This is a genomic window from Proteiniphilum saccharofermentans, assembly GCF_900095135.1.
Classification (GTDB): domain Bacteria; phylum Bacteroidota; class Bacteroidia; order Bacteroidales; family Dysgonomonadaceae; genus Proteiniphilum; species Proteiniphilum saccharofermentans.
On sequence record NZ_LT605205.1, the window covers coordinates 2,668,235 to 2,680,807 of the forward strand.

15 protein-coding genes are annotated in these 12,573 nt (G+C 44.7%); 13 read left to right on the forward strand and 2 right to left on the reverse strand.

All coding sequences use genetic code 11. The features are described from left to right. Positions 1-74: 74 nt before the first annotated feature. The 8 genes from pfkA (at position 75) to PSM36_RS17545 (ending at position 7,454) form a co-directional block, all read left to right on the forward strand. Positions 75-1,058: a 6-phosphofructokinase gene (gene pfkA, locus PSM36_RS10510; protein ID WP_076930858.1), complete on the forward strand. Its 984-nt coding sequence runs from the start codon at positions 75-77 to the stop codon at positions 1,056-1,058. A 115-nt stretch (positions 1,059-1,173) separates the two neighbouring features. Beyond that, the gene (gene mce / locus PSM36_RS10515; RefSeq protein WP_076930859.1) at positions 1,174-1,581 is read left to right on the forward strand and encodes a methylmalonyl-CoA epimerase; all 408 of its coding nucleotides are present in this window, start codon (positions 1,174-1,176) and stop codon (positions 1,579-1,581) included. A gap of 212 nt (positions 1,582-1,793) precedes the next feature. Continuing rightward, positions 1,794-3,356, forward strand: a complete 1,563-nt coding sequence (locus PSM36_RS10520; protein ID WP_076932192.1) for an acyl-CoA carboxylase subunit beta — start codon at positions 1,794-1,796, stop codon at positions 3,354-3,356. A gap of 12 nt (positions 3,357-3,368) precedes the next feature. After that, positions 3,369-4,274, forward strand: coding sequence for an OadG family transporter subunit (locus PSM36_RS10525; protein WP_076930860.1), 906 nt, complete (start codon positions 3,369-3,371; stop codon positions 4,272-4,274). 122 nt (positions 4,275-4,396) lie between these two features. Beyond that, the gene (locus PSM36_RS10530) at positions 4,397-4,834 is read left to right on the forward strand and encodes an acetyl-CoA carboxylase biotin carboxyl carrier protein (protein WP_076930861.1); all 438 of its coding nucleotides are present in this window, start codon (positions 4,397-4,399) and stop codon (positions 4,832-4,834) included. Between the two features lie 15 nt (positions 4,835-4,849). Next, on the forward strand, positions 4,850-6,007 hold the full coding sequence (locus PSM36_RS10535) for a sodium ion-translocating decarboxylase subunit beta (RefSeq protein ID WP_076930862.1): 1,158 nt from the start codon (positions 4,850-4,852) through the stop codon (positions 6,005-6,007). Positions 6,008-6,108: 101 nt separating this feature from the next. Further along, positions 6,109-7,266, forward strand: a complete 1,158-nt coding sequence (locus PSM36_RS10540) for a sodium ion-translocating decarboxylase subunit beta (RefSeq protein ID WP_076930863.1) — start codon at positions 6,109-6,111, stop codon at positions 7,264-7,266. A gap of 11 nt (positions 7,267-7,277) precedes the next feature. Next, the gene (locus PSM36_RS17545) at positions 7,278-7,454 is read left to right on the forward strand and encodes a hypothetical protein (RefSeq protein WP_173823135.1); all 177 of its coding nucleotides are present in this window, start codon (positions 7,278-7,280) and stop codon (positions 7,452-7,454) included. 103 nt (positions 7,455-7,557) lie between these two features. Here the strand turns inward: PSM36_RS17545 and PSM36_RS10545 are convergent, their stop codons facing one another. Both PSM36_RS10545 and PSM36_RS10550 read right to left on the reverse strand, forming a co-directional pair. After that, positions 7,558-8,454, reverse strand: a complete 897-nt coding sequence (locus tag PSM36_RS10545; protein WP_076930864.1) for an NAD kinase — start codon at positions 8,452-8,454, stop codon at positions 7,558-7,560. Positions 8,455-8,552: 98 nt separating this feature from the next. Next, positions 8,553-8,930, reverse strand: coding sequence for a hypothetical protein (locus PSM36_RS10550; protein ID WP_076930865.1), 378 nt, complete (start codon positions 8,928-8,930; stop codon positions 8,553-8,555). 102 nt (positions 8,931-9,032) lie between these two features. Here PSM36_RS10550 and PSM36_RS10555 point away from each other — a divergent pair, with 102 nt between their 5' ends. From PSM36_RS10555 to PSM36_RS10575, 5 genes are all read left to right on the forward strand, one after another. Then, on the forward strand, positions 9,033-9,764 hold the full coding sequence (locus tag PSM36_RS10555; RefSeq protein ID WP_076932193.1) for a pyridoxine 5'-phosphate synthase: 732 nt from the start codon (positions 9,033-9,035) through the stop codon (positions 9,762-9,764). A gap of 125 nt (positions 9,765-9,889) precedes the next feature. Next, positions 9,890-10,546 carry a MotA/TolQ/ExbB proton channel family protein gene (locus tag PSM36_RS10560; protein WP_232001561.1) on the forward strand — a complete coding sequence of 219 codons (657 nt, stop codon included), beginning with the start codon at positions 9,890-9,892 and terminating at the stop codon, positions 10,544-10,546. A gap of 60 nt (positions 10,547-10,606) precedes the next feature. Next, complete coding sequence (locus PSM36_RS10565) at positions 10,607-11,014, forward strand: ExbD/TolR family protein (RefSeq protein WP_076930867.1); 408 nt, start codon at positions 10,607-10,609, stop codon at positions 11,012-11,014. Positions 11,015-11,026: 12 nt separating this feature from the next. Then, a complete protein-coding gene (locus tag PSM36_RS10570; RefSeq protein WP_076930868.1) occupies positions 11,027-11,686 on the forward strand; it encodes a hydrolase in 660 nt (219 codons plus the stop codon). Positions 11,687-11,731: 45 nt separating this feature from the next. Next, on the forward strand, positions 11,732-12,508 hold the full coding sequence (locus PSM36_RS10575; protein WP_076930869.1) for an energy transducer TonB family protein: 777 nt from the start codon (positions 11,732-11,734) through the stop codon (positions 12,506-12,508). The last annotated feature ends 65 nt before the right edge of the window (positions 12,509-12,573 follow it).

Genomic DNA, 12,573 nt, shown 5'->3' on the forward strand with positions numbered 1-12,573 from the left:
TTCGTTATTTAAAAGGATTATTCAAAAAGATCAGGTAAATAACACCCAAATCTTCAAAGATTAACATTTCAATTATGGACTCTAATATAAAAAGTGTAGGTGTCCTCACTTCCGGAGGAGACGCACCCGGCATGAATGCCGCCATTCGTGCGGTAACACGTGCCGGGATCTTCAATAACATGAAAGTGTACGGGATTTACAGGGGATACAGGGGATTGATTTCTGACGAGATTATGGAATTCAAGACCAACAGTGTAAGCAACATCATCCAACAGGGAGGAACCATGCTGAAAACAGCCCGTTCGGCAGATTTTATGACTGAGGAAGGGAGAAGGATCGCATACGAGAACATGCAGAAACACGGCATCGAAGCGTTAGTAGTGATTGGTGGCGACGGTTCTCTGACGGGTGCTGCTATTTTTGCCAATGAGTACAACATACCTGTGGTAGGTCTCCCCGGCACTATTGATAATGACCTGAACGGTACCGACACAACTATCGGATACGACACAGCACTGAACACCATCATGCAGTCGATGGATAAAATACGGGATACAGCCACTTCACATGAGCGTTTGTTCTTCATAGAGGTAATGGGCCGTAACTGTGGCTACCTGGCGCTCAACAGTGCCATTGCTTCAGGAGCCGAAGCAGCTATTATTCCGGAAATAAGTATCGAAAAAGACCAGTTGGCAGAACTCATTGAGCAGGGATTCCGCAAATCAAAAAACAGTAGCATGGTACTTGTCACTGAAAGCGAAGTGACCGGTGGCGCCATGAAGTTGGCAGAAAGGGTAAAAAAGGAATATCCGCAATACGACGTACGTGTGTCCATACTTGGGCACCTGCAGCGTGGCGGCTCACCTACTGCACAGGACCGTATCCTTGCAAGCCGTATGGGGGTTGCAGCCATACAGGCATTAATGGAATATCAGCGTAACGTGATGATTGGCATCCGGGAAAACGAGATCGTATATGTTCCATTCAAAAGAGCAATCAAGAAAGACAGGGAGATTAGCCGGGAAATGTTGGAGGTATTACGTATCTCCTCTATCTGATAATTACTATTTTCTTTCTGTCCTACAAAAATAAATATGCGTTTTTTATTCTTTTTTATGATTGAAAGACGTACATTTGCAGTCAAACTCTGAAATATCATAAGATTATAATAATATGAAGATTACACACATCGAGCACATTGGGATAGCCGTAAAAAGTATTGAAGAGCAACTCCCTTATTATGAAGGGATTTTAGGACTAAAATGCTATAACATTGAGACAGTAGAAGATCAAAAAGTTAAAACTGCATTTTTCATGGTGGGACAAACCAAAATCGAATTGCTGGAACCAACCGATGAGGAAAGCACTATTGCCAAATTTATTGAAAAGAGGGGTGAAGGAATACATCATATAGCCTATGCCACTGAAAATGTAAATGAAGCTTTAAAAGAGATGGAAGATAAAGGAGTACGGTTGATAGACAAGGAAGCACGTGGAGGTGCTGAAGGGTTGCGTATCGCTTTCTTACATCCCAAATCTACCGGTGGCGTCCTCACCGAACTATGCGAACATCCCGAATAATCCGGAGAAACTTCTTTTCCAACACTATCATCTAGAAAAATTCTTACACCAAACAATATAGTAAAGCAACAGGTCTCAAAAGATATTAGTCATTTGTTCTCAACAACAAAGAGCTGTTGACTATGAACTGAAACAAAAAACAAACTTGTTTGAATTTTAGTGAAGCAAAAGCCGTTGCAAAAACCTATTTCGTTTTAAATAAACATTTTTATATGAGCAACCAACTCGAAAAAGTCAAAGAGCTTATCCAACTACGTGAAAAAGCTCGTTTAGGGGGTGGCGAAAAAAGAATCGAAGCGCAACACCTCAAAGGAAAGTACACCGCGCGTGAAAGACTCGACATGCTTCTGGATGAAGGAAGTTTTGAGGAATTCGACATGTTTGTGGAACATCGTTGCCACAACTTCGGAATGGAAAAAACTAAATTCCTGGGAGACGGGGTGGTAACAGGTTATGGAACCATTTACGGACGTCTGGTGTATGTTTTCGCACAGGATTTCACCGTATCCGGAGGATCCCTGTCAGAGATGCATGCACAAAAGATTTGTAAAGTAATGGACCAGGCACTGAAAATGGGCGCTCCTCTTATCGGTATTAACGACTCAGGAGGTGCCCGCATCCAGGAAGGTATCAATGCGTTGGGAGGTTATGCCGAGATATTCCAACGTAACATCCTCGCCTCGGGTGTGATCCCCCAGATTTCAGGGATCTTCGGGCCTTGTGCCGGAGGTGCAGTTTACTCCCCTGCCCTTACCGACTTTATCATCATGACCCAGGGAACTTCTTATATGTTCCTCACCGGGCCGAAAGTAGTAAAAACCGTAACGGGTGAAGATGTGACTCAAGAACAACTGGGAGGTGCTTCAGTTCATTCTTCCAAATCAGGAGTTTCCCAATTCCAGGTACAAACCGAAGAGGACGGGTTGAAACTGATCCGTCAACTGCTCAGCTTTATTCCGCAGAACAATCTGGAAGAAGCACCTTTGCAGCCTAATGATGATCCAATCGACAGGCTGGATGACGCACTCAACGATATTATCCCCGACAGTCCCAACAAACCATATGATATGTATGAGGTGATTGGTGCTATCATTGATAAGGGAGAATTCCTGGAAGTACATGCCGATTATGCAAAAAATATCATTGTAGGTTTTGCCCGTTTCAACGGTCAATCGGTCGGGATTGTAGCCAACCAGCCTAAATTCCTTGCCGGTGTGCTCGATATCAATGCTTCGCGTAAAGCAGCCCGTTTTGTCCGCTTCTGCGATGCTTTCAATATACCTATCGTCTCATTGGTAGATGTACCCGGTTTCCTTCCCGGAACAGGACAGGAATATGGTGGAGTAATCACCCACGGCGCTAAATTGCTCTACGCTTATGGCGAAGCGACTGTGCCGAAAGTAACCGTTACGTTACGCAAATCTTACGGTGGAGCGCATATCGTGATGAGTTGTAAACAACTCCGGGGCGATATCAACTACGCATGGCCTACAGCTGAAATTGCTGTTATGGGAGCGGATGGAGCTGTGGAAGTACTTTACAGCAAAGAGATAGCAGCAGAAAAAGATCCGGAAAAAATGACTGCAGTGAAGGAAGAAAAGAAGAATGAGTACAACGACCTCTTCACAAACCCGTATGTAGCTGCACGTTATGGATATATCGACGATGTAATTGAGCCGCGGAACACCCGTTTCCGTGTCATTCGTGCATTGCAGCAACTGCAAACCAAAAAATTGCAGAATCCGCCCAAGAAGCACGACAACCTACCTCTTTAAAAGCAGTTGAATATGAGAAATTATACAATAACATTATTTCTTTTCACCGCAGTACTGTTGTTCTCCGGATGTAGTTCCAAACTGAAAAATCCGGCCTGGATCATCAACGAGGTCATGGTTCTCAACGAGAGCAGCTATATGGATGATTATGGACAACGGAACGGATGGATTGAAATATACAACAATACGGCAAGAACGCAGGACTTGGGAGGTCGATACCTGACCAATGACCCCAATAATCCGAAAAAGTATCCGATTCCGCGCGGAGACGTCCTCACCAGGATACCCCCTCACCAGCATGCTCTTTTCTGGGCGGACAACGAACCTTTTAACGGAACGTTCCACGTGAGTTTCAAACTCGACCCCACAAAAGAGAACTATATCGCACTCTATGATAACGACGGGAAGACATTGCTGGACGAAATTGTGATCCCGGCCGGGATACTGGCCGATCAGACCTATGGCTACATTCAGGATGGTATAAAATACGACGCGGAAGGTAACATTCTTGCTACCCGTCTTGAAAGGGTAACTCCCAGCAGCAATAATGCCATTCTGGAAGAAAACCCCAAAGTGGTAAATCTTCAGGAAACCGATGCATGGGGTGGCATGCTTACCATCACCTCCATGTTAGTGGTATTTTTCGCTCTGATTGCTTTGTATCTCTTCTTCAAATTATCGGGGAATATAGCCAAGAGAATGTCGGAAAAGAAAGTGGCCCAAAGTGGCACACTCTCTGCTGTGAGAAGCCATACTCATCTGTCGGGTGAGGTATTGGCCGCTATCTCTGCCGCCATCCACGAGATGAGAGAAGATGAGCATGATCTGGAATCCACAATCCTCACCATTCAACATGTGAAGAGGAATTATTCACCATGGAGCTCCAAACTTCAGTCATTAAGGCAGTTACCGAAATAGTAATTACTAATTACCAATTACCAATTACCAATTACTAATTACTAATTACCACGTTAATATTTAGATATTGCTGCATAATACAGATATCTTATACAACGAAATAAAAAAGATAAAATAATAATATGAAAGAGTTCAATTATAAAATCAACGGTGCCCCCTACAGGGTAGTGGTTAACAAATCAGACACAGATTTAGTGGAACTTGAAGTGAACGGTACACCCTACACGGTTGAAATAACACCAAAAGTAAAAAAACCAAAAGCTGTCGTACAGCGCCATAGTACACCCGCAACACCAGTACAGAGTTCAACTAGTCATCTTGTAACAAAGCCAGCCGGTCCTGCCGGTAAGAATACCATTCAATCCCCACTTCCCGGTGTCATACTGGATATACGTTGCAAGGTGGGTGATACGGTAAAAAAAGGACAAACCCTGATGATCCTTGAGGCAATGAAAATGGAAAACAATATCCTTGCCAACGGAAATGGAAAAGTAACGGAAATTCTTATCCAGAAAGGAGATTCAGTTCTCGAAGGAGCTGATCTCGTAGTCATTGAATAAAATCAAGGATTGATTATGAACACATTATTATCATTAACAGACAATCTACGAACGTTCTGGGGCTACACCGGATTTGCGAATGCCGAAACGGGCCATATTGTAATGATCCTCGTGGGGTTGTTCTTTATCTACCTTGCCGTAAAGAAAGAATACGAACCCCTGCTACTGATCCCTATCGGATTTGGTATCCTTATCGGAAATATTCCTTTCAATGAAGCTGCCAACCTGCAGGTGGGAATTTATGAAGAAGGTTCCGTATTCAACATACTATACCAGGGAGTAGTGCAAGGATGGTACCCACCATTGATCTTCCTCGGTATCGGGGCCATGACGGACTTCTCTTCTTTGATAGCCAACCCTAAGTTGATCCTCATTGGAGCTGCCGCTCAATTCGGGATTTTTGGAGCTTATATAATCGCTTTGCAACTGGGGTTTGCTCCCAACGAAGCAGGGGCGATCGGTATCATTGGTGGTGCAGACGGCCCTACAGCTATCTTTACCACATCCAAGCTGGCCCCACACCTGCTGGGGGCGGTAGCCATCTCGGCTTACTCCTATATGGCGCTGGTTCCTGTGATACAGCCTCCTTTTATGCGGATGCTGACAACAAAAAAAGAACGGGTCATCAAGATGAAAACACCTCGGGTGGTTTCACAAACGGAAAAAGTGCTGTTTCCCATTATGGGGCTATTGCTGACTGCGTTTCTGGTACCCTCCGGACTTCCCTTGCTGGGGATGCTATTCTTCGGTAACCTGTTGAAGGAATCGGGGGTAACCCGCCGTCTTGCCGAAACGGCACGCGGGCCGCTGATCGATACCATCACTATCCTCTTGGGACTCACCGTGGGTGCTTCCACGCAGGCCACCACTTTCCTACGGATAGAATCGCTAAAAGTATTCGCTATCGGGGCCCTTTCATTTATTATTGCCACTTGTACAGGAATTCTTTTTGTGAAGATATTCAATCTGATATTACCGAAAGAGAAGAAAATCAATCCGTTGATCGGAAATGCAGGTGTTTCCGCCGTGCCCGATTCAGCCCGGATTTCTCAGGTTCTTGGTCTCGAATATGAACCCAGCAACTACCTGTTGATGCATGCTATGGGTCCCAATGTAGCCGGTGTGATCGGTTCGGCTGTAGCTGCCGGTATCCTGTTGGGATTCCTCTATTAAGAAAAGATTATACGTTATTTCAAGAGGTGGGGCAGTAGCCTCGCCTCTTTACATAACACGAAGTAGCGCATACAAAACTGAATTTAAAAGATTACTATCTTATGGGCTTAGAAGAATTGTTACCGGCGATAGCCGGCATGACCTGGCAGCATTTGGTGATGATTGGCGTAGGACTCATCCTGATTTATCTTGCCATTGCCAAGAATTACGAACCCACGCTATTATTACCAATGGGATTTGGCGCTATCTTAGTAAATATACCACTCTCTTCGGCACTCACCCAAATTGATCCGGCTACAGGGCAAGCTGTAGAAGGCGTACTCAACGTCTTCTTCGAAGCTGGTATTGCCACCGAAATCTTCCCGTTATTGATATTTATCGCCATCGGGGCTATGATTGATTTCTCACCACTGTTCCGGAACCCATCACTATTATTGTTCGGTGCTGCTGCACAGTTCGGTATTTTCCTCACGATGATGTTTGCCACTTTACTCGGATATGATATCCGCGAGGCAGCTTCTATCGGTATTATCGGTGCGGCAGATGGACCGACCTCTATTGTGGTGGCTTCCCGTTTCGCCCCCAATTTGCTGGGGCCTATCTCTGTGGCAGCCTACTCCTATATGGCGCTCGTACCCATTATACAGCCGCCCGTCATCCGGCTGCTGACTTCCCGTAAGGAACGCCTCATCAGGATGTCATCAGCCACCCACAACAACAAGAAGATATCGAAGAAAGCCCTTATCGCCTTCCCCATTGTAATTACCATTGCAGCAGGTATTATCGCACCCTCTTCCCTATCGTTAATCGGCTTCCTGATGTTTGGTAACCTGATCCGTGAATGTGGCGTGTTAAACAAGTTATCGCAGTCAGCACAGAATGAATTGTCTAGCCTGGTCACCATATTACTGGGTATAACCATTGCCAGTACAATGACGGCCGACCGGTTTATCCGCACGGATACACTGATTATTATTGCGTTAGGGCTTTTCGCCTTTATCTTCGATACTTTTGGCGGTGTGATCTTCGCAAAATTCCTGAACCTGTTCCGCAAGGAAGATAACAAGATCAACCCAATGATAGGTGCCTGCGGTATTTCGGCATTCCCGATGTCAGCACGTGTAATCCACCAGATGGGACAGAAAGAAGATCCCTATAATTATCTGCTTATGCCGGCCATCAGTGCCAACGTTGGAGGCCAGATAGGTTCGGTAGTAGCAGGAGGTATTATATTGACGTTAGTTCCTTTACTCGCTTAAAAACAGAAACTATGACACCGACAATACAAACAGCATTGTTCATCGCCATCGTAGGGATAGCAGGGATTTTTATTTTTATGTCCTTCTTCTATATGATTATCCTTGCGCTCGACAAATACCTTCCCTATCAGGAAGAAAAACCTGTGGAAGAGTTTATTGAGGAGACATTTGAAGACGAAGAGGAATAGTCTTTCAGCGCAAAAGATATTTCCCGGTATAATAAAGAAAGAAGCGGAATCTTAAAGGGTTTCGCTTCTTTCTTTATTAATTGGGCTACAACGCAAATATCTGCTATTTCTGTTGTTTTCTGACGTCCGCACCCCACATCAGTTTATCTCGCAATGTTTCGTAAAAGGTATGCCCAACCCGCTTCACTACGCGGAGTGTATAATCGTCCTTTCTGACTTGAATACTGACTGATTCATCCAGGACACGCGATTCGCCATCCACTGAGACAAGGAACATATGGCTGCGGCTCTCCACTTTCAACGAGATGATGCTGCTATCGTCTACGACTAACGATCTAGAAGTCAGGTTATGAGGAGCAATTGCTGAAAGGATAATACTGGGAGTGGTGGGTGATAAGATAGAACCACCGATACTTAAAGAATAGGCAGTGGATCCGGTTGGCGTCGATATCACTAATCCGTCAGCCTGATAAGATGTCAGATAGTCGTTGTTAATATAGGCATGGATCGAAAGCATAGAAGCAGTATCCTGTTTCAGGATAGCCACTTCATTGAGAGCATGCACATTAAAATGTTCCGGGGGAAAGGATTCGTCTGTAGATAGTTTCAGTAATGTACGATCTTCTACTTTATATGCCCCCTCCATCACCTCCTGTAATGTCTCTTCCATATCGGCATAATTAATAGCTGCCAAAAATCCCAAACGCCCCGTATTGATACCCAGAATAGGGATACCCGAATCACCTACTGTACCGGCCGTTCTCAAAAAAGTACCATCTCCGCCCACACTCACAGCCATATCCACAGGGGGTAATTTTTCCTCAAGAGTACAGAGCGGAGCGATCCGTTGGCGGAGAGGGGCAGGCAGGCTATAGAAAAAGTTCACAGGTAAACACAACTCACCGCCGTTTCGACCAATAGCCTCACATACCCCACATATCTGCTCTTCTGCTTTGGCAGTCCTGTCGGGGAACATACTCCCAAATAAAGCAAATTTCATCTTTTTATTTTTAAGAAGTTAGAATTTTCTTAGGAACGAGTGCAAAAGCAAACTTGTTTGCATTATGCCAAGTGACAACAGAAATTGGCACATTGAAATCACATTTCCAAATAATACATCAACTCATCCAACCGTTCCTTTTGTTTGTCCGTCACTTCTCCCTCTTTCATGAAATAATAAACTACATTATAATTAAATCGTTCAAAACTTCTTAAAAGCACGGTCACATCATCGATGTCGAGCTTTAAAGAGATCAATAGAAACTCTCCTCCGGAAATTGGCATGACGCTGAGAGCCGTTATATGCGCATTATTACTTTCTACAATCCTTGCTATCTCCGTCAGCGTATAATCCTTCAACGGAACCTCCAGTATGATAAGGGAGTTTTCCGTCCTGGAAAGTTCTGTAAACTGCCCGGGGGTAAACGATGAACTGAATTTTTCCACTTGCTCTTTGATAAATTCTTTGGTCGACATTGCGCAAAACGGTTATTTCGTATTACTTTTGTATCTGATTTACAAAGATGGCAAAATTTTGCCTAATTGAAAGTTCCCACGGGTTTTTATTTTTTTCTTTTTATGACCAAACTCAGTGTAAATGTAAACAAAGTAGCTACTTTGAGGAATGCGCGCGGTGGAAATATCCCCGATCTGGTGCAGGTGGCTACCGATTGTCAACTTTTCGGTGCCGAAGGGATTACAGTGCATCCCCGCCCCGATCAGCGCCATATCCGCTATAACGATGTCTTTGATTTGCAGGCAAAAGTATATACGGAATTCAATATCGAGGGGAATCCTACGCCGGAATTCATCTCTTTGATCAGAAAGATCAGGCCCACGCAGGTAACGCTTGTACCCGACGCCCATGATGCTATCACCTCAGATGCCGGATGGGATACTGTTACACATAAAGGTTTTCTGACCGATGTTGTCAATGAGTTTCAGGCGATGGGGGTACGCACTTCTATTTTCATCAACGCAAATCCGGAAATGGTACGGATGGCATCGCAAATCGGCACGGACCGGGTTGAACTCTATACCGGCCCTTATGCCGAAGCATACCGGGCAGACAGGGAAAAGGCTATAGCGCCCTTTATTGAAGCTGCCACTCTGGCGAAAAACCTCGGATTAGGCGTAAATGCAGGACACGATCTGAATCTGGAGAATCTCGCTTATCTTTACCAGAATATCCCCTGGCTGAAAGAAGTATCAATAGGTCATTCGCTCATTAGCGATGCACTCTATATGGGGTTGAAAGAAACAATAAAAGCGTATAAAAATTGTTTAAAAGAGTCTCCGGAAGAGGTTTGACAATCTAAATTAACTATCTTTATCCACAAGTTTTCGCTAGTAAAATTTTCTTTTAGAATAAGTATAAAATGAATCTATTGCAAATACCTGTGCCGGGAGATACAGCCCAGGCAATTTATGACACTATGCAGCAAGTAGCGACTGCCGAGACTGAAGCTGTCACAATGAACGCTTTCGATCTTGCCTTGAAAGGCGGTTGGTTGATGGTCGTTCTGCTCATCCTTCTGCTGATGACTATTTATGTTCTTATTGAGAGAACATTGGTCATCAACAAAGAAAGCAAAGAGGACAATTCATTCATGAATCGCATCAAAGATTATATCCACGACGGTAAAATCGATGCTGCAGTTGCACTCTGTCGCAATACCGACACTCCTTCAGCCCGTATGGTGGAAAAAGGTATTTCCCGTTTGGGAAGGCCGACTGCCGACGTAATGTCAGCCATTGAAAATCAGGGCAATATTGAAATATCAAAACTGGAAAAAGGGTTGCCCGTATTGGCTACTTCTGCATCGGCGGCTCCTATGGTTGGATTCCTGGGTACTGTGACCGGAATGGTGAATGCTTTTATGAGTATGGCAAACGCAGGGGCCAACGTAAGTATAACCACCCTCTCCGCCGGTATTTACGAAGCATTGGTGACTACCGTTGCCGGGCTTATCGTAGGGATTATCGCACTATTTTCGTACAACTACCTTACTACCCGGATCAAGGGAATTGTAAATAAATTGGAGATGAGGGTGATGGAGTTCATGGATATCCTCAATGAACCGGCAGTATGATTGATTAGTTGATTTATTGATTTACTGATTGTTAAATCATCACATTAGCACATTAGTTTTATGGCTTTAAAACAACGGTTTACAATAGAGACTAATTTCAGCATGGCGTCCATGACGGATGTGATCTTCCTGCTGCTTATTTTCTTTATGATTACCTCCACCTTCGTCGTACCTAATTCCATACAGGTGTTATTGCCAAGGTCTCAGCAACAAACCCAGGCAAAACCTATTACACGGGTAACCATAGACAAGGATCTCAACTATTACGTGGCAAATGCCAATGAGACGGAACGGCAGGTATCTTTCGAAGATATCACGCCTTTCCTGCAATCGGCCTATTCGGCCGATCCCAGTATATTCGTCGCACTCTATGCAGATGAGACCGTGCCCTACCGGGAGATTGTCCGTGTGCTGGATATTGCCAATCAGAACCAATTCAAAATGGTACTGATGACGCGACCGAATTAAAAGGAACAACCAATGAGAAAGGCTCCGTCATATCCCAGTCGACTCAGGAAAAACATTGTAAAGGTTCCTGAGATCATCGACACCTGTTCGGGGATCAACATCTTCGGGCAGTTGTTGAAGTCTTTCTTGTTCAGCACTGATGTCGCTATCATCCGCAATACCAATGCCGACGCGATTATAGCAGTTTATCCGTTTACACCTCAACCCCTGATATCGCATGCGCTTATCCTTGCTGCCGACAAACCGATATTCTGCGGTGTAGGCGGAGGCATCACTTCCGGGGAAAGAAGTGTAGAGCTTGCCATCGACGCGGAATTTCAGGGCGCCCTAGGTGTCATATTGAATAAACCCACAAAGAACGACACGATCAAAAAGATGAAAAAGAAGATAGATATTCCTATCATCATTACCATCGTATCGGGAAAAGACGATATAAAAGAACGCCTCAAAGCGGGGATAAATATCTTCAACGTCTCAGGAGCGGAAAAAACAGCGGATATTGTGAAAAAGATCAGGGATATGGATGACAATATTCCCATCATTGCTACAGGCGGAAAAACCGACGAGACCATCCGGCAGGTAATTGAAGCCGGTGCCAATGCGGTTTCCTATACGCCCCCTACTACAGCCGAATTATTCAAGGAAATAATGATACGGTATAGAAGCGAATAAAAGCGCCCTGATCATAAGTATACACTAAATTCAGTTATCAGAAACATGATTACAAGAGAAAAAATAGGAGGAATAATAGGAACGGCAATTTTTATGATATTGCTTTTCCTCATCTTGTTATTCTCTGTTTTCACATTATCATTTCCACCCGAAGAACTGGAAGGAATACCGGTAATGTTCGGAACGACTGAAGATGCTTTCGGCATTGTCGAACCTCCCATTACAGAGATAACACCTGCACCTTCACCTGAGATCCCCCCTTATTCTCCGGCTGAACCGTTAATTACCCAAACAACGGAACCTACCATCGATGTGGAAGCTCAACGGGAAGAAGAACGACGCAGGGCACAATTGGAGGCTGAACGCAGGGCGAGGGAAGAGGCTGAGCGACGCCGGAAAGAAGAAGAAGCACGTAAGCGTGAAATCAACCGCCAGATGTCAGGACTCTTCGGAGAAAGTTCGGAAAGCCGCGGTAATACTGAAGGGGAAGGAACACAGGGTGTTTCTACCGGAAACGCTACGCAAGGCTCACCCTCCGGTAATGGAGGAATAGGCTCCTATGATTTGGGTGGACGCAGTTTGGGCAGTGGTGGGCTTATTCAACCCCGGTATACTGTGAACGACTATGGGACTGTCGTTGTCAATATTACAGTGGATCCTGCCGGCAACGTGATCCACACGGAAATCGGACGTGGCACGAACACCCCCAGCGCCACTCTCCGTGAAGAAGCATTACGAGCAGCCCGAAGCACTAAATTCAATGCGATAAACTCTGCTAATAACCAGCAGGGAACCATTACTTATCGATTTAATCTCAATTAAAAGATATACAGGTAAACCCCAAAATATCTTACTCTCTCTATAAGGAGAGATATTATTTAAGTTTC